Below are 23,668 nucleotides of genomic sequence, written 5' to 3' on the forward strand. Positions count from 1 at the left end.
GCGTGCTGACACGCCGGCAGGTACTGATTACATGAAGTGGTAGTTGGCGCTGACGCGGAAATAACGGCCTTGACCATTGTGCAGCTGGGTGTTGAAGCCTTCCACTGGGTAACGCGGATCGTATGGCGCTTTGATATCAAAGACGTTCTTGATATTGAACGACAGCGTCAAATCCTTGAAGCCCGTGTACGAATAGGCCAGATTGGTCGTAGTCCAGCTCTTCACGCTGCAGTTGGTGATGTAGTTGCTGAACTTCGGCAAGCCACCCAGTTGATACGCGGTTGATGGCTGTCCCGAGCCGTACTGGCAGTATGGCTTCTCGTAGAACACATCGTTGTCGCTGCGGCGCAGCAACGATACGGCCCCCACGAAATCAACCGACGTGGTCAGCGAGTGATCACCACGCGTCCAATTGACCGATGCACTAGCACGGTTTTTCGGATTGTCGCCAACCGACGTTGACCAGTCGGAAATTCCGCCAGCAGAACCCGAGGTGTCGGTCGCTACGTCGCCGGGACGCTCGGCACGCTTGAAGCTCATCAGATAGCTCCAGTTCACATTGGCGGTCAGACGGCCCATGTCGCCCAGCGATTTGCGGAAGGCGACTTCAACGTCCACACCCTTCACTTCGGTGCTGCCCTGGTTCACATACGAACGGTTGACCTGATAGATCGGGCCGCTATTTGCGATAGGCTTGCCGCTACCATCAACCAATTGGTTGGCCGCGCTATTGTCGCGCACCACGTTGGCGGGGTAGCGATCAGCATGGTCGATCATGTACTGTGCGCTGAACAAGGCGGTCTCATCGACTTTTTTGATACGATAGTAGTCGATCAGCACGTCGATATCTTTGGTCGGCGCGAGGATCAGGCCAAGCGAGTAGCTCTTCGACTTTTCAGGACGCAGGTCAGGCGTTGCCGACGACAGGCTGGAAATACCCTTGGCGCAATCGCTCTTGTCAGCGCCAGGGACTGGATTGACACCGTCCGGGCAGCGCAGCGAATCGGTTACCGTCTGGAACGACTGCACACCGCCTGGCGACACTTGCGTCAGCGCAGGAGCACGGAAACCTTCCGCGTACGTGCTGCGAATGGCAACTTGATCGTTGACCGTCAGCTTGCCGCCCACTTTCGGAACAAAATTGCCCTTCAAGTTAGGGTATTTGTCGTAACGGCCAGCAAAGTCCATCTCGAAATTCTTGGTCCACGGCGTACGCACCTCAAAGAAGGCGGAGCTAACGTTGCGGCGGCCGTCGGCAACCGAGTTGGCCAGACCAATGATATCGCCACGCTGTACTGCCAAGTCTGGCGTCAGGCCGATTTTCTCTTGACGGAATTCAGCACCAAACGCCACACCTACCTGGCCGCCGCCCAGCTGACCGAAGGCCGAACTGGCCTTGGCGTCAATCTGACTTACTTGCGCGAAACCGCGGTTGGTCAGGTCGCGCGTGACGCTAGGATCGGCGTTGGCCTGGGCCAGGGTCCACCCCTGGGTCATGACTTTTTGCAGGGTCGGACGATACAGCATGCCGAGCGTCTCTTCCTTGCGCTCGGCGCGGTTCCACAGGAAACCGGTTTCCCAGTCCCACTCGCCGACGGTGCCACGCAAGCCAGCCAGCAAACGGTAGGTTTCATTGGTATTGACTGCGCCACCGTCCGCGCTGACACGGTATCCGACCGCCGCGCGCTGTGTCGGGAACGGATTGTCAGGATGGCCAACCGGCAAAATCATCTGAAATTGCTGAGGAGCGCCGTCCAGCAGGAAGACGGTCGTGGACGCCGTACCGCGGAATGCCGTAGGCGCACGCAGGTAGGTACGTTCCGAACGGCTATAGCCAGCCTCCGCAAACGCAGTCATGCTCGGCGTGATTTCATACGTGGCGCGCGACAGCACATTGGCGTCCTTGCCTGCGCTTTGCACTTCCGAATAATCGTTGGTATTGAAATTACAGAACGTACGGCCCACCAGGGTATCGGTTGCCGTCAGATTATGCGCCACACGGTCGCCTGTAATCTGTTGCGAGGTAGGGCAATCGAGCCGATTCTTGACCAGGTCGCGCAAGGCGTAGGTATTGGCGAAGTTCTTGCCGCCAGGCGTGCGCTCGGCATAGAAGAACGGCGACGTGCTCAGGCTGCTCGAAAACGGGTTCAGGCGGGCGTTGATGTCCGCGTACATGCCTTTTTGGACGTCGTTGACGTTCTTGATCAGGGTGCTGTCGCGCTTGGCAACGTCAAAGCTGACGAAAGCGTTGAAACGGTCCTTGCCGAAGCCGAAGATACCACTGAGATTCTGGCGTGCAAACTCGCCATCATCGTTGGCACTGACGCTGGCAGTCAGTTCAGCACCCGTGTAATTGGTCTTGGTAATAAAATTGACCACGCCGGCGATCGCGTCGGAACCATATACGGCCGAGGCACCATCCTTGAATACTTCAACGCGTTCGATGGCCGAAACAGGAATACTGTTCAAGTCATATACAGCCGATTTACCCTGGTTCGGATCGGCATACGCGGAAGCCGTGATGCGGCGGCCGTTCAGCAATACCAGCGTGGAAGAGGAGCCCAGGCCACGCAAGGAAGCCGTTGCCGCGCCGCGCGAAAAACCACCATCAGTCACGTCAACCGAAGAGCCCGAGCCAAAAGCGGGGATCGAGTGCAGCAGCTCGGCCACCGTATTGGCGCCCGTCGCAGCGATCTGCTTGGCATTCAGGGTCTGGATCGGCGACGAACCTTCTTTTTCGGAACGCTTGATGTTCGACCCTGTCACCAGGACTTTTTGCACAGCAGGTTCGGCGGACACTTCTTGCGCCATGACTACCATGTGGGACGATGCCAAGGTGAGCGCTACTGCGATGACACTGCGCTTCAGTACAATTTTATTATCCAATTATTTTCTCCGTACAAGCCACTCTCACAGCCTGCTCTTATGCAACTGACTGTTGACCAAGGAAATTTTGGGTTCAATTTCCTTGGCAACCCGGTCTAGGTTCGCCGTTCACCTCCCGGCTTGTTTGCACAAAATGCGATAAACATTTTGCCTAGAAGACATATAAAAACATTTATCATCATAAAGTGTCAAATATATGTAGCACAGTTACACTTAATTACAACAGTAAGGAAATTTTTCACATTTTCGGACGCAAAAACAGCGTGGCGACATGTACGAGAACGTGGCGCTGAGGAGAGGCGGCAGGAGACACAATGCAGATGAGACAGACGCCAGGATAAGACTATCCAAACGGAAGTCATTGCAGGATCACAGTTGAGCACAGCAATGCCACATTGTCAATCTAGAACATATATCTGACATGACTATGTACACAAAACAACATTCTTATGGCATTTATAGCAGGACGTTTTCCGATCGCCAGAAACGTTATTGGAGCGTGTCCGATCTGACAGTACACCATTAAGGCGGTGACACCACCCAAGAAAACGCCCCGCAAGCTTTGCAGCTTGCGGGGCGCCAGAAACTTCCAGACTTGCCTGTACATCCCAGCCTACGCCAGCTGACCAAGGTCAGCCGGCGAGGTGGGAGTCACATCAGAACTTGTGGCTGTACTGTGCCGACAAGCGCACGGTGCGCGGGCTCGAATACGCATTGACCATGCCGGCGGTTGGGCTGACTGCAGTACCGGCGGCGCTAGTGTTGTAAGCCTCGTCGATCGATTGCGCCACTTGACGGTTGGTTGCGTTCAGCACGTCGACTTTCAGCACGATGCCCTTGATTTGCTCTGGCTTGTAGATGAAGTTCAAGTCCAGGCGCATTTCCGTTGGCAGCGTACCGTAAGCGCCGCGGCCGTTCGGGCCGGTTGGGCACAGGAAGAAGATCGAGCCGTATTGCGACAAGCCCAAGCCCTGTTGATCCATGGACGCTGGGATATTGCAAGTACGCGACATTGGACGACCCGTTGCCACCAGCAAGTTGCCACCGACGCCGAACTGGCTCGTGAACTCATAGTAGCCGTAGGTTTTCAACTGATGCGCACGGTTGTTCGGCAACAAGCCGCTGCCGTTGACCATCGTTTCAGGGAAGTCCCAGCCCGAGCTGAAGCCCACGTCGGCCTGGCCGTTATCCGACTTGGTCTGGCCTTCCTGATTGCCTTCGCTGCGCGACCACGTGTAGTTCATCTTGCCATACCAGCCATTGCGCATCGGATGTTCGAGCATGAATTCCAGCGCCGTGTAGGTACGCTTGGCTTTTTCCGGGAAGCCTGCATCGGCAGCCGAAATCGTCACCGCGCGCTGTGCACCGTTTGGTCCCACTGGGATCATGAAGGTGTTGTCCTTGCCTGGATTGAACAGGGCGCCGTTCCAGCCATGATCGTCGAAGTACTCTTTTTCAGCGCCCGTCAGCTTGGCCGAGATGGCACGTGGATCCGAGTAGTCATCGATCGTGTTTTTCAGCTTACGGTAGGTAAACTTGATACCGCCGTTGAAATCAGGCGTCAGGGCCTTCTCGAAGCCCAGGTTGATCTCGTCCTGGAAGTGAGCCTTCAAGTTGGTCGCAGCCAATTCATTGGCGCGTTTTTCCTGGCCAAATTCATTGTTAGCCGACACGACATTGCTGATCGGGTTCAAGCCCAGCGGTGCGCCGGTGGTTGGGTTGACGCCGGTGTAGGTGTAGAAGCGGTCGGTGTTCAGCGAAGCGCCGGCAAAACGTACGGCCATGTTGGCAGGCAATTGCATGAAGTAGCGGCCAGCCGTACCGAAGACTTTCAGGGAACCGTCGCCGTACACATTCCAGGCCGCATTCAAGCGCGGTGCCAGCATGTTTTTCTGTTCCACGAAGGTTTCGCCGATACCGTTCATGTTCTTGAACGACTCATTGCGCAAGCCCAGTGTCACGACCAGGTTTTCAGTAGCTTGATAGCGGTCCTCGATGTACTGCGCCGATTGCTCGACGGTCGGGGTGGAGCCGCCGCGCTGCAGATTTTCACGCACGTAGTAACCTTGGGTACCATAACCGCCGCCAGCTGCCGGCGACATATTGTGGCCAGACAATACCGTGTTCGGATTGGTCTTCAGGTACGTCCAGGTACCGCCGCCAGCCGCTTCCGTGCCGTTCAGGGCATTGATCTTGTTGTGATCCAGACCGCCGCGTATCGTATGCTGCTTGGCCAGTTTGTATTCCAGATCCAGGCGATAGCCGCGGTTGGTATCTTGCGCACCATCACGCAACAGGGCCGAGCTGAAACCTTGCACCTGGCTAGGCTGGTAATTCACGCCTGGCACCTGGTTATCCGGGGAGGCAACGACAGGACGCAAGCCTGGAATGTAGCCAAACGGATTTTGCTCGCGTTGCGTCTTGGCCTGGCCGATCAGGGCTTGCACGGTCAGATCATCGGTCACATAGCTGGTCAGCTTGAGGATGTCGATGTTGGAGCCCTGGGCTGCCGCCAGCGCAGCGCCGGTGGCGTTCAGGAACAGCACACCTGCCGAATAGTTCTTGAATTTGGCGCCACCGTTCTGCACATAGCCGCGCTTCTTGGTGTCATAGTTGAAGCCGTAGTATTGATCGTTAACATTCGACTCGTCCGAAATATGCGTGTATTCGAGGCGGTTGTTGTCGGTGATATTCCAGTCGATCTTGGCGATATAGCGCGGCACCTCGGATTTTTGCACCAGCCAGCCGGTCTGGTTGTTCACGGTGCTGGTCGAGGCCAGGCGTGCCGTTTCGCGGTCCATCTTGGTAAATTCGCCACCCAGATAGATGAACAGCTTGTCCTTGATCAGCGGGCCGCTGACGTAGGCGTTGTAGACCTTCTCGGTCAGCTTGTCGCCTTCGCGGTAGTTGTAGATCTTGCCATCCGTCTTGGGATTGGCGCCCGTGTTCGGGAACATGATGTTCTTGGCTTTACCGCGCAGCGAATCAGGCGCGTAGGTAAAGCCGGCACCGAATTCCCAATTATTGGTACCGCTCTTGGTGGTGATATTGACCACGCCACCCGTCGAACGTCCAAACTCGGCGCCGTAGCCGCCGGTGATGATTTGCGCTTCAGCAATCGAGCCGAAAGGCAGGGAAGAGTAGCCAACCTGGTACAGGCTGTTGGTGACGGGGAAACCGTTGATATACGCCGCATTTTCCGATGCGCTGGAGCCGCCGAAGCTGGCGGCGTTGTTGCCGTAGCGCGAGTCGGCGCGCGTGGTGCCGCCTGCCAATTGCACAATGTTGGCAACCGTAGGCGCCAGTGGCAGGGTAGCCAGCTCGCGCGAATTGAAGGAGGAACCGGAGTTGGAGCTGGTGACATCGATCGCGCGGCGGCGGCTCGTCACGTTCACGGTTTGCACTTGCTGCAGCGCTACTTCGCTTTCCTGGCCGATGCGTACTTCCACGTCCTGCGTGCTGACGACGGAAGAACCTTTCAGCAGCGTTACCTTGTAGTTACCGACTGGCAGGGAGGTGATGCGGAAAGTACCGCTTGCATCGGGCGAAATGGTCCGCTTGAAACCATTGTCGGAACCGACGATCTGCACCGACGCGCTGGCATCCGGCGCAATCTTGCCGATGATGTTGCCCGTGGCATTCGACTGTGCCATTACCGCTGGAACAATCGCAACGCTCAATACCGATGCGCTGAAAGCGATCGTTAATGCACGTGCTATTACAGTTTTTCTCAACATGTCATTCCCTATTTATTTATGAGCGCAGTATTACTGCTTTGGTAAAGGAGTTTATCACTCACACTTATGCGTTTTTGAACGCTTTTTACTCTCATCACCTTGCAATCCCGTCACACAAGGCATCCTCTCGGTCCACTTTGCATAGGCAAAGAAAACAGAATGACACATCGGAACATATTGAAACGGACTGGTCAATAAAATTAGGAAAACTGTTCTGTTGGCGCAACACTTCAATTTATCCAGGAAACAGGCACGCGGAAACGCATCCAGGCTGAATGAAAACATTCGCGGACGATAATCAAACTTGCTTGGAATGCCTGCAAACAGTGGCTTTGCACCAATGGAATCAGAATACTGCAGGAAGAGTTGTTTCTAAAAAGATGGATATAAAGAGCCCGCAAAATAAATGACGCACAAGACGAAATTATTTTACGGAACGAGGCCGAATATATTGCAGATCCATCCCGCAATAAATCAATCAGATTTTTTCAGAATAGTTCTGTATAAAAAGAAATTCCTCGTCATCATCTTAAAATAAAAATCCCGCACTCCATTGAGGAAGTGGCAGCGGCAAGAGACAACGCTGCTCATTTCCTTAAATGCGTGCGAAACAAAGATACGGAATTGCACCTGCGAGTAACAAAACACTATCAAATCACACGCAATGGCAAGGCGTCAACAAAATCAAGCGGCCACAACAAAAAAGCAACACAAATTTACCCGAAAAATTAGGTCCGGATTTGCGCGCCCCAACAAGGGGCGGCGGATGCACCAGCAGCGCACTGGTTTGCACCAGTTTGTGGCAGCAAGGAAACATCTCCAGATTCCCTCACGGCACGGTGGCAAGCATGCGCACAGACGGTATGCCTGCCTTTTTCGTCCCCAAAAAAGTCCGGATAAACGAGGCAGCGAGCATTGTGGAGGTAAAATAGCGGCCGGATGCCCTCACGCGTCACCACACACTCTCCGCTAGATACGGAGCCCGGCAATTTTTAAAAATACACACCATGTTGCGACTCAACGAAGTAAAACTCCCCCTCGAACACGACGAAGCGGCACTGCCCGCCGCCATCCTGGCGCGCCTCGGCATTGCCGCCGATGAGCTGCTCGGCTTTACCGTCTTCAAGCGCAGCTATGACGCGCGCAAGCGCAGTGCCGTGGTGTTGATTTACTCGCTGCACGTGGACGTCAAGAATGAAGCGGCCGTGCTGGCGCGCCTGGGCCACGATATCCATCTGATGCCCGCGCCCGACACCGACTATAAATTCGTCGCCGGCGGCGAACAGCTGGCCGGCCATACCAATGAACCGCGCCCCATCGTCATCGGCACGGGCCCGTGCGGCCTGTTCGTGGCGCTGATCCTGGCACAGATGGGCTTGCGCCCCCTCATCCTGGAACGGGGCAAGCAGGTGCGCGAGCGCACGGTCGACACCTTCGGCTTCTGGCGCAAGCGCGAGCTGAACCCGGAATCGAACGTGCAGTTTGGCGAAGGCGGCGCCGGCACCTTCTCGGACGGCAAGCTGTACAGCCAGATCAAGGATCCCAAGCACTATGGCCGCAAGGTACTGACGGAATTCGTCAAGGCCGGCGCGCCTGAAGAAATCATGTATGTGAGCAAGCCGCACATCGGCACCTTCCGCCTGGTCAAGATGGTGGAAGAAATGCGCGCCAATATCGAACAGCTGGGCGGCGAATACCGCTTCAGCAGCAAAGTGGTCGATCTCGACATCGAGCCAGGCAGCGATGGCGGCCAGGTGCGCGGCGTGGTGCTGGACAATGGCGAAACCATCGCCAGCAACCACGTCGTGCTGGCCATCGGCCACAGCGCGCGCGACACCTTCGAGATGCTGCACCGCCGCGGCGTGTACATCGAAGCGAAACCGTTCTCGATCGGCTTCCGCGTGGAACACCCGCAATCGCTGATCGACAGCTGCCGCTTCGGCCCCAGCGCCGGCCACCCGATCCTGGGCGCGGCCGACTACAAGCTCGTGCACCACGCCAGCAATGGCCGCTCCGTGTACAGCTTCTGCATGTGCCCGGGCGGCACGGTGGTGGCGGCCGCCTCGGAACCGGGCCGCCTGGTGACGAACGGCATGAGCCAGTACTCGCGCAACGAGCGCAACGCCAACAGCGCCATCGTCGTCGGCATCACGCCGGCCGACTACCCGGGCGACCCGCTGGCCGGCATCGCCCTGCAGCGCGAACTGGAAGAGCGCGCATTTGCCTTGGGTGGCGGCAACTACGATGCCCCAGGACAATTGGTCGGCGACTTCGTGGCCGGCCGCGCCTCGACGGAATTTGGCAGCGTGGTGCCGTCGTACAAACCGGCCGTGCACCTGACGGACCTGGCGCCATCCTTGCCCGAATACGCGATCACGGCCCTGCGCGAAGCGTTTCCGGCGTTCAACAAGCAAATCAAGGGCTATTACAAGGCCGATGCCGTGCTGACGGGCGTGGAAACGCGTACCTCGTCGCCGATCCGCATCAAGCGCCGCGACGATGACCTGCAAAGCCTGAACACGCGGGGGCTGTTCCCCGCCGGCGAAGGCGCCGGCTATGCGGGTGGCATCCTGTCGGCGGCCGTCGACGGCATCAAGGTGGCCGAGGCGGTGGCCCTGTCGATGGCGGCGCGCCGCTAGGCCCTGCCCTCCCCCGCCCTGCGGCGGGACGAAAAAAAACCGGCACTCAGTGCCGGTTTTTTGATGCCTGCGTACCTTGCTTAAAACTTGTACGAAGCATTCAGGTAGCCCGTACGGCCGCGCGGATCGTAGTAGCGGTCGTCATAGCCGAATTGCTGGCCGCGGTTCGCGCCGGCCGTCGATGGCACGAATGGCGGGCTCTTGTCGGTCAGGTTCAGCAGGCCGGCGGTCAGGACCCAGCTCTTGCTTGGGGTCCATACCGTTTGCCAGTCGAGGGTCGAATAGAAACCTACCTGCATGCGGATCTTTTCCTGGCCCGTCACGGCGCCCGACGCGTCGAGCACGTCGACCGACGTTTCCTGGTCCTTGTAGCCGGACAGGAAGTTGACGGTCAGCGAGTTGGACCAATTGCCCGTTTTCAGGGTGTTCGTCCACTGGCCGCGCGTGCGGAACGTCACCGAGCCCAGATCAGCGAAGTTGCCCAGCGCCGAATAATACCTGCCATTGCGTTCCAGCTGCACGTCCTCGCGCAGCATCTGCGTCGCGTTCAGCTGCGACGTGAACAGGCCGATGCCGGAGCGGTAACGGGCGCTGACATCGATATCGACACCGGTGGCAAACGACTTGCCCAAGTTCTGGTTGTCAGCCAGGAAGGCCAGGTAGGTAGTCCCCGTGCCCACGTCCTTGTTGACGCCCCACGATTTCGGGAAGTTGGCCGGATTGGCAAATACCAGCTGTTCGGTCAGTTGGCCGAAGGAATCGCGGATCTGCACATGCCACAGGTCGGCGCCCAGGGTGATGGCGCTGATCGGCTCGTAACGGAAGCCGATGGTTGCCTGTTTCGATTTCTCAGGCTGCAATTCGCGGTTGCCGCCGGCCAGCTGGTCGTACTGGCGGTTGCCTGGCTGGCATTGCGCATTGAGACGCGTGGCGATCGCCTGCAAGGCTGGCGAGCACGTGTACTTGTCGCTGGTGACGCCGTAGCCGCGCTGCAAGGCGTTGACTTGTGGCACTGTCGGCGCATGGAAACCATTGCCGACCGAACCGCGGATCAGCAAGGTGGGGGCCGGCGTCCACTTGAAGCTGGCCTTGGCCGTGGTTGCACCACCAAAGTCCGAGAATTCATCGAAACGCAAGGCGGCGCCCAATTCCAGCTCTTTCAGCACAGGCGCGATGACTTCGCCAAAAATGCCCTTCGACGTACGGCTGGCGCTGTACGGCTGGCTGCTGGCCGCGTCGCCGAAACGCTGGTCGCATTCCAGCCCCGTCGTGCCGCCGCACAAGGTGCCCTTCACGGGATCGGCCAGGATGCCTTGCGCAAACGGACTTGGCTTGGCGGAGAATTCCTCGCGGTTGATGTTCACGCCCATGCCCAGCATCATTGCACCGCCAGGCAGTCGCCGCAGTTCCGTCGAGCCATTCAGGTTAATCGTCTGCAGGCGCGAAGTGCCGCCGTCCCAGTAACCGGAGTACGCGGCCGACTTGATCGCTTCCTGTGCCGCAGGGGACTGCTTGCCCGGGCCGACGAAGGGATCGAGCAAGCCGCTCGACGTGAGGTTATTGACGGCAATGGCGCCAGGATAGCCGGAAATACTGCCTTTTACGCGGCTTTCGGAGAAGTTATAGGCTGCGTTATAGTCCCAGCCGGCCAGAATGCCGCGCGTGCCGACCACCACACTGGCAAAATCTGCCGTATCTTTCGAGGTACGCTGGCCCATGTCGAACAAGCGGTAGAACGCCGTGCTATCGCCGGTGATACCCGCTGGCACCAAGTACTTGTCATGCAGCGGCGTGCCCGCATCGACGGCGATCGCGCCAGGTACGGGAGCGATGCGCGAAGTCTGCTTGGTGCGTGACAGCAATACGTCCGCATACACTTCCTGGCCGGCGAGCTTGAAGGTGCCCGACGCCATGAAGTTGTCGCGTTTGCGTTCCGGATAGATTTCCAGGTCCTTGGTAAAGTCATAGCCGCAATAGTCATCGACCAGGCCGCTGCCATCGTTATACGGTTCAATCACGCGGAACGTCTTTTCCGGGCAGGAACCGTTGGCCTTCTGGTAAGGGCTGATCAGCTGGCCATTGTCATCGGTGGCATTGGCAGGAATCGGGCTGGCCGAAAACTGCTGCTTCTGATAGCGCTTGCCATTGGCCGAGAATTGCACCTTGCCCGTGTTGGCGAACTTGCGGTCGACGGAAGCGAGCTTGTCGCGCTCATCGTGGCCAAAGGTCAGCACCACGTTGTAGCCATCTTCGTCCAGATTGCCAAAGCCCTTGGTGGCGCTGAGGCGTTTTTCACGCGCACCGTTTTTGGGTGCGGAATAGCCGATGGTCACATCACCGATCGTCGTATCGTGCTTGGTAATGAAGTTGACCACGCCGGCGATGGCATCGGCACCGTACAGGGCGGAGGCGCCATCGGTCAGCAGTTCCACGCGTTCAATTGCCGAGATAGGGATCGAGTTCAAGTCGAAGCCAGCGGCGAAACCCGTCAGCGTCTGGCCGCCGAACTGGGCCAGGCGTTTACCGTTCAGCAAGACGAGCGTACGCGTCTCACCCACGTTATGCACGGAAATACCGGAAAAACCGAAGGTGCTGCCGCCAACCGAGGAGCTTTCACTGGTGGCGCCCTGGGCGGAAGAGAGTTTCTTGACCAGATCGGTGACCGAGGTGGCGCCCGATGTGCGGATGGCTTCAGCGGTCAGGACAGTGACCGGCAAGGCGCCTTCGGCGGCGATCCGTTTGATCGACGAGCCGGTGACTTCAACGCGCTGGATTTGCGCATCGGCGCCCTGCGCATCTTGTGCAATCGCGGACTGCGAAACAACTGACATGGCGGCAACTACACCACCGGCGCAGACGATGCGAACTGCACGAGAGATGACGGTTTCTTTAAGCATGGTGAACCCTTTTTTCATTTGTACGGTTATATATGACTCCGGATTTGCTACCCGGATTGCACTCGTTCATCTAAAGGAAACGTCTCGCACGGCACCTGATCAGGCACCGTGAAGTTCGCTGGCACACTTGTACAGAAATGGCACTAGGAGACTAAAAGTCAACTAGACAACTACATAGAATCACGGCAAGAATATGAGTGTCAACAGAACTCAGCATGCGTATGGCGTACATACAACATGTGAAAAACGGAGGCGGCTTGGGATAGGACGGCCCCTCCCCGCTAGACGGGAGGCCGCGCGGTGTCAGTTGGCCAGCGGCAGCCTGATTTGTATATGACAGCCGGGAGTGCAGTCGATGGCGCACACCTGGCCGCCCAGTTGCTGCACGATGGTGTAGACGATGTGCATGCCCAGGCCGGAGCCGCCCTGGCCACGCTTGGTGGTGAAAAACGGTTCAAACATGTGTTCGCGCACGGCCGGCGCCAGGCCGATGCCGTCGTCGGAAAAGTCCAGCAGCAGCCAGCGCGCATCGGCGCCATCGCCGTCCGCCTCGATGCGCGCGCGTATCGTGATGCGGCCCGGGCCGCCCTGCGGATAGCCGTGGCGCGCGCTGTTCATTAAGAGGTTCGAAAGGATTTGCGACAGCTTGCCGGCCGCCAGGCGCACCTGGCAATCGGGGGCGATATCGAGTTCCACGCCCAGCGCCGCCTTGCGCAGTTCCGGGCTGTGCGCCGACACCAGGCCGTGCACATAGTCGTGCAGCGCCAGGTCGGCCACATATTCGCTGACCTGGTCCACGGCCAGCTGCTTGAAATTGCCGATCAGGTCGGCGGCGCGCGCCAGGTTGCGTTCGATCAGGGCGGCCGCGCCTTTCAGGGATTCGGCAATGTCGATCAATTCAGCGCGGCTGACCTTGGCGCCGCCCAGCAGTTGCACCAGCTGGTCGGCATAGCTGCCCATGCTCGACGCCGCCGTCAGCGCCACGCCGATCGGCGTGTTGACTTCATGCGAGACACCGGCCACGAGCGAACCGAGGGCCGCCATCTGTTCCTGCTCGATCAGGTTCGCCTGCGCCGCCACCAACGACTCGGTGCGCACGCGCACGATTTCTTCCAGCTGCTGGGTGCGCTCCTGGTGCTGCAGCTCGGCCGCGCCGCGCGCCGAGAAGATCGACAGCAGCAGCAAGGCCAGCAAGCGCTTGTTTTCATCGATGGGACGCGTGTCGATGGCCGACAGGATGCCCAGGGTCTTGCCATCGGTATCGATCAGCGGCATGCCGACATAGCTTTCCGCATGCATGTCGACCAGGAGGGTATCAAGTGGAAAGCGACGCTGGATATCACTGCCGTGAAAACACATGCTCTGGCAGGTCACGTCCTGGCAAGGCGTGTGCTGCAGGCTGTATTCGATATTCGGCTGATAGTCGCCGCCACCCCACAGGGCCAGGGTGCGGATGCCTTCGCTGCCATCGTCCATGCGCACCAGCCGACCGGCGATCACATAGTGCACGTCGAGCGCTTCGGCCAGATCCTTGACGAGGATACGCAGGAAATCGTCGCCACGGGCGTGCGCCGTCGAGGCGGTGATCGAGCGCAGGGCCGCCTCCGCCAGGGTGCGCCGCTGCTCGGGATCGAACAGGGGTTCTTGCGAATTCACATCAAACAACGGAATACTCATGAATGCTCCTGCGCAGCACGGAAAGCGCAGGCAAAGCTGCCGGCGCGGCGATCCTCAGCAAAGGTCCGGGTCAACGGACTTGCCGCGATTGTACCCCTGGCTATTGTTTAATAATACAGATACACAGGAATTTTTTATAACCAGCCGGAACGCTTGAACAAGTAATACATATAACCGCAGACACAGCTCATCACTGCCACGGCGGCCGGATAACCATAATGCCAGTCCAGTTCCGGCATGAACTTGAAATTCATGCCCCAGATACCGGCAAACGCGGTAAATACGGCGAAGATGGCGGCCCAGGCCGCCAATTGCTTGTTCACTTCGCTCTCATCGATGGCGACCATCGACAGATTCACCTGGATCGCCGTGCTGATCGTGTCGCGGATGGTGTCGAGCGTTCCGTTGATGCGCGCCAGATGGTCATGCACGTCGCGGAAATACTCCTGGGTATCGTGGCACAGCGGCGGCACCCTTCCGCCGTGCAGCTTGCCCACCGCTTCCATCAGGGGTGCGACCACGTGGCGCAAGACCATGACCTTGCGTTTCAATTGATACAGCCGTTCGATATTGTCACGCTCGGTGCCACGGTCGAAGATGCGGTCCTCGATCAGTTCCAGCTCCGATTCGAGCGCGTCGAGGACAGGAAAGTATCGGTCGACGACGGCGTCCATCAGCGCGTACAGCACGAAGGCCGATCCCTGGCGCAGCAAGTGCGGTTCGCGCTCGGCGCGCGCGCGCACGCCAAGAAAACCTTGCGAGCTGTTGCTGCGCGACGAGAGCACGTAATTGGCGCCGACAAAAATGTCGACTTCGCCCAGCACCAGTTCGTTCTCGACCATTTCCACGGTTTTCACGACGGCGAACAGGGAGTCGCCATATTCCTCGATCTTCGGCCGCTGGTGGCCCCGCTGCGCGTCTTCCACCGCCAGTTCGTGCAGGCAAAACTCGTGCTGCATCTGTTTCAGCTCGTCCGGCGTGGCGTCGAGCAGGGCGACCCAGACGAAACAATCGGGGCGCTCGACGTAATCGCTGATATCGTCGATCGGCAAGTCGGCCAGTTTTTTGCCATCCTGGTAGGCCACGCAGTTAATCAGCATACAGTTTCCACAATAAAGTTAAAACCGGACGAAACAGTCCGGCAGGCGCTAGCTTACCTTATCGCCTGCTGTGGGTGTTGTGGCGTGCGAGGAACGCCAGGAGGGGAAGCGGACGGGGCGGAGCCCCGTCCGGACGGCAATCAGTCGTCTTTGGCGCCGTCGATGCCCAGTTCGGATATCTTGCGGGTGATGGTGTTGCGGCCGATGCCCAGGCGCACGGCGGCGTCGTTCTTGCGCCCGTGCGTATGCTTGAGCGCCGTCTTGATCAGGGCCGACTCGAACTGCCGCCCCAGCACGGCCATGACTTCCTGTTGCCCCGCGCCCAGCATGCCGGCCGCCTGCAATTCCAGCAAGCCGATCCAGCCCGGCGGCGCGCCGTTGGCGGGCGCGACGGCTTCAAAGACCTGGCCGCCGTGCGGGTGGGCAACGGCTGCTGGCGCAGCTTCGCCCGCCGCCGCCGTGGCCGCGCCATCGCCCTGCCCCTGCGTCAATTCCAGCGGCAAATCCTTGATTTCCACCGTCTGGCCCGGCGCCATCACGGTGATCCAGTTGCACAGGTTTTCCAGCTGGCGCACATTGCCGGGTAAATCGAGGCCGCTCAAGAACTGCATCGTCGGTTCGCTCATGCGTTTGGCTTCGACGCCCAGCTGGCGTGCGCTTTGCACCAGGAAGTGGCGCACCAGGATGGGGATATCCTCGCGCCGCTCCCTCAAACTGGGCAGGCGCAAACGGATCACGTTCAGGCGGTGATACAAGTCTTCGCGGAACAGGCCGTCGCGCACGCGCTGCTCGAGGTTCTGGTGCGTGGCCGTAATGACGCGCACGTTCGCCTTCATCGGCTGATGGCCGCCGACGCGATAGAAATGGCCGTCGGACAACACGCGCAGCAAACGCGTCTGCAAGTCGAACGGCATGTCGCCAATTTCATCAAGGAACAAGGTGCCGTTCTCCGCCTGCTCGAAGCGGCCCCGGCGCGTCGTCTGCGCGCCCGTAAACGCACCGCGTTCGTGGCCGAACAGTTCGGACTCGAGCAAATCCTTCGGTATCGCCGCCGTGTTGAGAGCAATGAAAGGCTGCGCCGCGCGCGGGCTGTGCTTGTGCAGCGCGCGCGCCACAAGCTCCTTGCCGGAACCGGATTCGCCCGTGATGAGCACCGTCACGTTCGATTGCGACAACCGGCCGATGGCGCGGAAGACTTCCTGCATGGCCGGCGCCTGGCCGAGGATTTCCGGGGTTTCGGACGGGCCCGATTCAACGCTCGTCTCGCGCAGGCTTTCTTCCAGCGCGCGGCGGATCAGCTCGACAGCCTTGTCGATATCGAAGGGCTTGGCCAGGTATTCGAAGGCGCCGCCCTGGAAGGCTGCGACGGCCGAGTCAAGGTCGGAAAAGGCCGTGATGATGATGACAGGCAAGCCGGGAAAGCGCGACTTGACCGTCTGCAGCAATTCCAGGCCGGATGCGCCCGGCATGCGGATATCGGACACGAGCACTTGCGGCGTGTCAAATTCCAGCGCGGCGATGGCGTCGCGCGCATTGGCAAAACTCTTGGTGGCGAGATTTTCCCGCGCCAGGGCTTTTTCCAGCACCCAGCGGATTGATTCGTCGTCGTCAACTATCCAGATTGGCTTCATTAGTGTGTGCGTCCCGCAATGGATTTCATGGGTGGGATACCTCCTCGCTTATGGCAAGGGTAGAACGATCCTGAAATCGGTGTATCCAGGCCGGCTTTCGCACTCGATCACGCCCAGGTGCTGTTGCACGAAGGTTTGCGCCAAGGTCAGCCCCAGCCCGCTGCCGCCTTCCCTGCCCGACACCAGCGGGTAGAAAATCCGGTCGCGGATCTGGGGTGCGATGCCCGGTCCATTGTCAATGATATGCAAGTCTAATGCCAGGTTGTAGCGGACCTTGGCCAGGGTCACCTGGCGCGCCACGCGCGTCTTGAAAATGAGCTCCGCATCGCCCGCCTCGATGCGCTCTGCCAGCGCTTGCGCCGCGTTGTGCGCGATGTTGAGCACGGTCTGTATCAGTTGCTCCTTGTCGCCGCGAAACTCGGGAATCGAAGCATCGTAATCGCGCGAAATGCTCAGGCCGCTGGGGAACTCGGCCAGGATCAGGCTGCGTACCCTTTCGCACACTTCGTGGATATTCACGTCGCCGACGATATGCGGGCGGCGGTGGGGCGCCAGCAAACGGTCGACCAGGGTTTGCAGGCGGTCCGCTTCCTTGATGATGACTTGCGTGTACTCGCGCAGCTCGCTCAGGTGCAGGGCCGGCAATTCCAGCTCCAGCAGCTGGGCCGCGCCGCGGATGCCGCCCAGCGGGTTCTTGATTTCATGCGCCAGGTTGCGGATCAGCTCCTTGTTGACCTGGCTCTGGTCGAGGATGCGCTCCTCGCGGTCAAGTTTGAGCTGCTGCACGTTTTCGCGCAGCTCGATCAGCACGCCGTCGCGCGGCGCGTCGAGCGCGCTGATGATGCTGTGCACGCGCAGCGGCTCGCGCCCCAGGCGCTCCAGAGTCAGGTCCTGGCGCAAGTCGGAAAATTTATGCTCGAGCGCCTGCGCGCAAATGCCGGCCAGCTCGTCGGGATTCAAGAACAGCGCCGTCAGCTTTTGCCGCGACAGGGCCTTCAACGAGCTTTCCAGCAGGTTTTCCGCCGCCGCGTTGGCATAGCTGATGCGGCCGTCGCCGTCGAGCAGGATCACGGCCGAAGCGAGCAAATCAAGGCCCGCCAGGTGGGCCGGGCGGCTGGAATGGTTGTCTAGTGTCATGTGCTTTACCGAATATTCGCGATCTCGCGTTTCAGGGCCTCGACGTTCTGCTGTGTCCGGCTAATGTTGTCCTTCAACTGCGCCACTCGTTCCTGGTATTTCGCGTAATTGCGCTCATTGCCCTGGCGCTCAGGCTGGCCGCCGTTGAACTCCAGGCGCTGCGCCGCCAGCTTCTGCTCTTCGCTGCGCAATTCGTCCTGCAGGATCTGGCGCCGGTCCAGGTCGCGCGCGCGCTGCTCGGCGCCATCGACCTTGGGAAACGCGCCTGCGGCAGGTGCTGCCGTGGCCGCCGCCTGCGTGGCGGGCCGGGACGGCGCGCCGGCCAGCGGCGCCGTCTTGCGTGGCGGCTCCGTCATGGCGCCCGGCAAATCGAGCAGCTGGCAATGCGCGCCAGCCCGCTTGTCCGTGTACGTCTTGTGTCCTTGCGCATCGGCGCACACATACAGCTGCCCGTGCGCCTGTGCCGCCGCGCCCAGCAATCCTGCCATCAGCGCCATTCTGCAATGCTTGGTCAATCTCTACTCCTGTCGGCGCGTGCCGCATCGTTCCTGGGCCGACTATACAACAACGCACTGTGGCGCCATAACAAAAAACGCGGGCAAGACCATCGCCTCACCCGCGTTTTTTTATTCACTACCGGCACATTGCCGGCGTGGCGCCATTACAGCGAGTAGTACATGTCGAACTCGGCAGGATGCGTGGTCATGCGCATGCGCTGTACGTCCTGCATTTTCAGTTCCAGGTAAGCATCGATCATCGAATCGCTGAATACGCCGCCACGGGTCAGGAACTCGCGGTCCTTGTCCAGTGCGTCCAGGGCTTCTTCCAGCGAAGCGCACACGGTCGGGATCAGCGCGTCTTCTTCTGGCGGCAGATGGTACAGATCTTTCGAGGCGGCTTCGCCCGGATGGATCTTGTTGGCAACGCCGTCCAGGCCAGCCATCAGCAGTGCGGCGAAGCACAGGTACGGGTTCGCCAGTGGATCCGGGAAGCGCGCTTCGACGCGGCGGCCTTTTGGATTGGCCACGTGCGGAATACGGATCGAAGCGGAACGGTTTTTCGCCGAGTACGCCAGTTTCACTGGCGCTTCGTAGCCTGGTACCAGGCGCTTGTACGAGTTGGTGCCCGGGTTGGTGATCGCGTTCAGTGCCTTGGCGTGCTTGATGATGCCGCCGATGTAGTACAGGGCGAAATCGGACAGGCCGGCATAGCCGTCGCCAGCGAACAGGTTTTTGCCATCTTTCCATACGGATTGATGCACGTGCATGCCCGAACCGTTGTCGCCAACGATAGGTTTCGGCATGAAGGTGGCGGTCTTGCCATAGCTGTGCGCCACGTTCCACACCACGTATTTCAGGTTTTGCGTCCAGTCGGCGCGCTCGACCAGGGTCGAGAACTTGGTGCCGATTTCATTCTGGCCAGCGCCGGCCACTTCGTGATGATGTACCTCAACCGGGATGCCCAGCGATTCCAGAATCAGGCACATTTCCGAACGCATGTCCTGGAAGCTGTCCACTGGTGGCACGGGGAAGTAGCCGCCCTTGACGGTAGGACGGTGGCCGCTGTTGCCGCCTTCGATGTCCTTGCCGGTCGACCACGAACCTTCGTCCGAACCGATCTTGACGAAGCAGCCCGACATGTCGATCTTCCAGCGCACGCTGTCGAAGATGAAGAATTCTGGCTCAGGGCCGAAGTAGGCGGTGTCGCCCATGCCCGACGATTTCAGGTAGGCTTCGGCGCGTTTCGCGATCGAGCGCGGGTCGCGGTCGTAGCCCTTGCCGTCCGACGGTTCGATCACGTCGCACTGCATGAACAGGGTCGTTTCTTCCATGAACGGGTCGATATTGGCCGTGTTTGGATCCGGCAGCAAGATCATGTCGGACGCTTCAATGCCTTTCCAGCCAGCGATCGAAGAACCGTCAAAGGCGTGACCGGACTCGAATTTGTCCATGTCGAAGTGCGACACGGGAACCGTCACGTGCTGCTCTTTACCACGGGTATCAGCAAAGCGGAAATCAACGAATTTGACTTCGTTTTCTTCTACCATCTTCAAGACTTCTGCGGCTGTCATTGCCATGCGTATCTCCTAAATGAATGTGGGGTGAGCCGACCTTAGTGCGTCTGGGCTGATGAAGCGAAGCAAACATTGCGTGCCACCAAAACTCATAAGGATCATAGCAGATTCCATGCCAGCTTCTAGTGGGATGTCGCCGCCAAGGTCAAAACCCGGCCATCCCAGTGAAAGTTTTCCTGCCCGCGATTTTCATGCTGGGTTTGCGTCAAATCAAGAATGCACTATGCAAGTGCAAAAAACGAATAACGCACTATTATCGTGCATTTTGTACCAATTCTTGAAAAATGCCTCGTTGTGGTGCATGCACCGTGCACCGTGATTTCCCGTTTGCGGGGCGCCGACGGCGCACTATAATCGACCACACCTGCCCACTTTCATCGAGGACGCCATGACCACCGCCGCCGACATCCTGACCACCGCCCGCAGCCGGGCCAATGAAGGTACGCCGTATGCCGGCGCCGTCACGCCGCAGGAAGCGTATGACTTGCTGCAGGGCGATCCCGCCGTCAAGCTCATCGACGTGCGCACGAATGCCGAGCGCGACTGGGTGGGACGGGTCGACATCGCCGATACCCAGCATGGTGCGGTGCAGTGGGCCACCTACCCCGGTGGCGTGCCGAATCCCGACTTTCTCGCGCAACTGGCCGCCCAGGCCGGCAAAGACGAGGTGCTGCTGTTCCTGTGCCGCTCCGGCGTGCGTTCGCGCCACGCGGCCAAACTGGCGACCGAACACGGCTACCTGCACTGCTTCGACATCCTCGAAGGCTTCGAGGGCGACAAGGATGCCGACGGCCACCGCAAGCAGATCGGCGGCTGGTGCAAGGCGGGACTGCCGTGGCTGGGCGCCTGACGCTGGCCACCTCACTATCTGAACAGTGTTTGATCTGGCGGGCCACCCTGCGGTCCGCTATCGGCTACAACCATCCATGCGCGCCCGATTTTTTTCAACTACGGCGCAAATTCTCCTTGCGAATATGTACCTTATATAGTACAACGTAGAGGTGCGTCATGGATGCTTCCGGCTTGCGGCAGATTACCCTGCTGTTCTATGCGAACGGCAATGGCGGCGAACCCGTGCGCGACTGGCTCAAATCGCTGCCCATCGAAGAGCGCCATGTGATCGGACAAGACTTGATGCATGCGCAATGGCGCTGGCCCGTGAGCATGCCCCTGTGCCGCCATCTGGGGCAAGGATTGTCGGAAGTACGCAGCAGCCTGCCCGGCAACCGCATCGCGCGCGTGCTGATCTGCCATCACGGCGATTGCCTGGTGGCGCTGCACGGCTTTATCAAAAAAACCCGCGCCACGCCCGATGACGATCTGGCGCTGGCCCGCAAACGCTACAAGGAACTGACATGAACGCCACCGCTCCCCACCTCGGCAGCAGTCTCGACGACTTCCTCAAGGAAGAAGGCATTTTCGAGCAAACGCAAAACCGTGCCATCAAGGAAGTGATCGCCTGGCAACTGACGCAGGCGATGCAGGAACAAGCGATGTCGAAGACGCGCATGGCGGCCCTGCTGCAGACGAGCCGCTCGCAGCTCGACCGCCTGCTCGACCCCAGCAGCGACGTAACCCTGTCGACCCTGGAGCGAGCCGCCGCGCTGGTTGGACGCAAGCTGTCGATCACCCTCATTTAGTACGCCTATCAAAACCTACTACGCGTCGTAATTTGCGGTCTGCGATGCTCACTGTACCTTCGTACAGCTGCGCTTCTCAACCACAACTTCCTTCCGCTCGCTACGGTTTTGTTAGGCGTTGTTAAGCGAGTTAATCGCTCAGGCCGGCTCGCCCACCTCAGCGGCAGGGTGCTCGCCCATCAGGGACAGAATGCGCTTGCGCACGAAATTGATGTGGCTGCGCAAGCCATACAGGCCATCGGCAAACGACAGGGGAATCGAGATCTGGTTGACCATTTCCTCGATCTGATCGAGCCGCTTCAATTGCGCCGCATACACTTGCGCGCGCTGCTCTGGCGGCACGTCCTCCAGCGCCTGCTCGACCGTGCGCAACTGGCCATACCAGCGGTACACGCGCGAGCGGATGCGCCATACATACAGCGGCGGCACCACGCGCGACAGGGGCAGGATCAAGGCGCCCAAGGCCACTACCAGCACCCACATACGGTCAAAGAAATTGGCCAGCCAGAAACTCATGTAGCGCTGCAGCACGGGCGCGCCATCCTTGTAGAATTTCAGCGCCTCCGGTGCCACGGGAATTTCCGTGTAGCGCGCGGACGGAAACTGCCCCTGCTGCTGGAACCAGCCCGTGCCGCCATGGATGCGGGCCGCGGCCTGCACGAACAGGTCGACGAGGGCCGGATGCAAGTCTTCGCGCGCGACCAAAGTGGCCGTCGGCGCGATCAGATGATAATCCTGGGCGGGAATGTTCTGCCCCAGGTCAACTATGCCGCGCGGCAAGACGACATGCGTGAGGAAAGGCAAACGCCGCGTGTACGCCTCCGCTTGCGAAAAATCAAACAGCTTGATGCCCGGCGTTTGCAGCAGCATCTGGATCAACGGCGCTTCCGGGGCCGAGCTGAACACGAGGCCATCGATGCGCCCTTCCAGCAGCTCCACCGTGGCAGGCGTGTTTTGCAAGTCGCTCACCGTCAGCTCGTTCGCCTCGACGCCATTAACGGACAGCAACTGCCGGAACAGGCCGGGCACGCCCGTGCCTTCCGGTCCCAGGTTGATCTTCATGCCCTTCAATTGCGCCAGCTCCGTCACCGCCTTGTCTTCGCGCATAAACAGCCAGACGGGTTCCGTAAACAGGCTGCCCAGGGAAATCAGGCCATGGCGTTCGGCATCCTCGTGCTCCGTCGAGCCGCTTTGCACGAAGGCGATATCGGTCTTGCCGCTATTTAATCGCTGCAGGTTGTCCTGCGAACCCAGCGACGGCTGCAAGGTCACCTTGATGCCGTGCTTGGCCAGGGTGGCCACATATTTTTTGCCGAACTCTTCATAGGCGCTGTTGTCTTGCCCCGTCGACAGGCTTACCTGGCGCGGTGGCGCCGGGTCGACCAGCCAGTAAGCGAGCGCGCAAAACGCGCCGACCAGCAGCAAGGTGGGACCGGCGGTGGCGAGGAAATCGCGCACGGAAAAGCGGCTGAACGCGAGGATTTTGGACATGTGGTGGCGCATAGGTTTCATGGGTGGCTACGATGCCAAGAAAACCTCAACTATGCAAGGCACTTTCACATGCGCGGCGTGGCCAAATCCGCTACAGTGCAAGATCGACCACCTGCCCTCTGGAGCCCCGCATGCTGAAAATTCTTGGAAAAGCCGCCTCGATCAATGTCCGCAAGGTCCTGTGGACATGCGATGAACTCGACTTGCCGTACGAACGCGAAGACTGGGGCAGCGGCTTTCGCGGCACGGACGACCCGGCTTTCCTGGCCTTGAACCCGAACGCCATGGTGCCCGTGCTGCTCGATGGCGACCTGGTGCTGTGGGAATCGAACACGATATGCCGCTACCTGTGCGCCCAGGCGGGCCGCGACGACTTGCTGCCAAGCACGCCCCGCGCCCGCGCGGAAGTGGAAAAATGGATGGATTGGCAAATGGGCGATTTGAACAACAGCTGGCGCTACGCCTTCATGTCGCTGGTGCGCCAGAGCCCGGCACACCAGGATGCGGCGCAACTGGCGGCCGGCATTGCCGGCTGGAACAAGATGATGGGCGTGCTGGAACAGCAGCTGCAGCGCACGGGTGCCTTCGTCTGCGGCGAAACGTTCACCTTGGCCGATATCGTGCTGGGCCTGTCCGTCAAGCGCTGGCTGATGGCGCCGCTGCAGCGTCCCGACTATCCTGCCATCGCCGCTTATCACGCGCGCCTGGAAGGTAAGACGGCCGTGTTTGCCGGCTAAAAAAAACGCCGGCGCGAACGCC

At 59.5% G+C, this 23,668-nt stretch carries 15 protein-coding genes; 5 read left to right on the plus strand and 10 right to left on the minus strand.

Features of this window, described 5'->3' with window-relative positions; genetic code table 11:
* Positions 1–27: 27 nt before the first annotated feature.
* Positions 28–2,886 carry a TonB-dependent receptor gene (locus JAB6_RS14250; protein WP_139143388.1) on the minus strand — a complete coding sequence of 953 codons (2,859 nt, stop codon included), beginning with the start codon at positions 2,884–2,886 and terminating at the stop codon, positions 28–30.
* A gap of 656 nt (positions 2,887–3,542) precedes the next feature.
* Positions 3,543–6,539, minus strand: a complete 2,997-nt coding sequence (locus tag JAB6_RS14255; RefSeq protein WP_051992113.1) for a carboxypeptidase regulatory-like domain-containing protein — start codon at positions 6,537–6,539, stop codon at positions 3,543–3,545.
* 1,091 nt (positions 6,540–7,630) lie between these two features.
* On the opposite strand from JAB6_RS14255, the gene JAB6_RS14260 reads away from it, so the two are divergent.
* Positions 7,631–9,262, plus strand: coding sequence for an NAD(P)/FAD-dependent oxidoreductase (locus JAB6_RS14260; protein WP_070303344.1), 1,632 nt, complete (start codon positions 7,631–7,633; stop codon positions 9,260–9,262).
* 80 nt (positions 9,263–9,342) lie between these two features.
* Here JAB6_RS14260 and JAB6_RS14265 read toward each other — a convergent pair whose 3' ends face one another.
* From JAB6_RS14265 to glnA, 7 genes are all read right to left on the minus strand, one after another.
* Positions 9,343–12,159 (minus strand): TonB-dependent siderophore receptor, encoded by a 2,817-nt coding sequence (locus tag JAB6_RS14265; protein WP_254671621.1) that lies wholly within the window; start codon positions 12,157–12,159, stop codon positions 9,343–9,345.
* A 303-nt stretch (positions 12,160–12,462) separates the two neighbouring features.
* On the minus strand, positions 12,463–13,836 hold the full coding sequence (locus JAB6_RS14270) for a GAF domain-containing sensor histidine kinase (RefSeq protein ID WP_034760214.1): 1,374 nt from the start codon (positions 13,834–13,836) through the stop codon (positions 12,463–12,465).
* Between the two features lie 134 nt (positions 13,837–13,970).
* Positions 13,971–14,936 (minus strand): magnesium/cobalt transporter CorA, encoded by a 966-nt coding sequence (gene corA, locus JAB6_RS14275; protein ID WP_034760218.1) that lies wholly within the window; start codon positions 14,934–14,936, stop codon positions 13,971–13,973.
* 140 nt (positions 14,937–15,076) lie between these two features.
* Complete coding sequence (gene ntrC, locus JAB6_RS14280; RefSeq protein WP_070303345.1) at positions 15,077–16,567, minus strand: nitrogen regulation protein NR(I); 1,491 nt, start codon at positions 16,565–16,567, stop codon at positions 15,077–15,079.
* 48 nt (positions 16,568–16,615) lie between these two features.
* Positions 16,616–17,704 carry a nitrogen regulation protein NR(II) gene (gene glnL, locus JAB6_RS14285; protein ID WP_070303346.1) on the minus strand — a complete coding sequence of 363 codons (1,089 nt, stop codon included), beginning with the start codon at positions 17,702–17,704 and terminating at the stop codon, positions 16,616–16,618.
* A gap of 5 nt (positions 17,705–17,709) precedes the next feature.
* Entirely contained in the window at positions 17,710–18,192 is a 483-nt protein-coding gene (locus tag JAB6_RS14290; RefSeq protein WP_070303448.1) for a DUF4124 domain-containing protein, read from the minus strand.
* Between the two features lie 173 nt (positions 18,193–18,365).
* Complete coding sequence (gene glnA, locus JAB6_RS14295; RefSeq protein WP_029496182.1) at positions 18,366–19,781, minus strand: type I glutamate--ammonia ligase; 1,416 nt, start codon at positions 19,779–19,781, stop codon at positions 18,366–18,368.
* A 385-nt stretch (positions 19,782–20,166) separates the two neighbouring features.
* Here glnA and JAB6_RS14300 point away from each other — a divergent pair, with 385 nt between their 5' ends.
* The 3 genes from JAB6_RS14300 to JAB6_RS14310 all read left to right on the plus strand — a co-directional run bounded on the left by JAB6_RS14300 (position 20,167) and on the right by JAB6_RS14310 (position 21,418).
* A complete protein-coding gene (locus JAB6_RS14300; RefSeq protein ID WP_070303347.1) occupies positions 20,167–20,628 on the plus strand; it encodes a rhodanese-like domain-containing protein in 462 nt (153 codons plus the stop codon).
* A gap of 158 nt (positions 20,629–20,786) precedes the next feature.
* On the plus strand, positions 20,787–21,137 hold the full coding sequence (locus JAB6_RS14305; RefSeq protein WP_070303348.1) for a type II toxin-antitoxin system RelE/ParE family toxin: 351 nt from the start codon (positions 20,787–20,789) through the stop codon (positions 21,135–21,137).
* The gene (locus JAB6_RS14310) at positions 21,134–21,418 is read left to right on the plus strand and encodes an XRE family transcriptional regulator (RefSeq protein ID WP_070303349.1); all 285 of its coding nucleotides are present in this window, start codon (positions 21,134–21,136) and stop codon (positions 21,416–21,418) included. Before JAB6_RS14305 ends, JAB6_RS14310 begins: the two co-directional genes overlap by 4 nt.
* Positions 21,419–21,556: 138 nt before the next feature.
* Here JAB6_RS14310 and JAB6_RS14315 read toward each other — a convergent pair whose 3' ends face one another.
* A complete protein-coding gene (locus tag JAB6_RS14315) occupies positions 21,557–22,909 on the minus strand; it encodes a TAXI family TRAP transporter solute-binding subunit (protein WP_070303449.1) in 1,353 nt (450 codons plus the stop codon).
* Between the two features lie 131 nt (positions 22,910–23,040).
* Between JAB6_RS14315 and JAB6_RS14320 the strand changes: the two genes are divergently transcribed.
* Positions 23,041–23,646, plus strand: a complete 606-nt coding sequence (locus tag JAB6_RS14320) for a glutathione S-transferase family protein (RefSeq protein ID WP_070303350.1) — start codon at positions 23,041–23,043, stop codon at positions 23,644–23,646.
* Positions 23,647–23,668 lie beyond the last annotated feature (22 nt).

The sequence above is a fragment of the Janthinobacterium sp. HH104 genome (assembly GCF_001758715.1).
Classification (GTDB): Bacteria; Pseudomonadota; Gammaproteobacteria; order Burkholderiales; family Burkholderiaceae_D; genus Janthinobacterium; species Janthinobacterium aestuarii.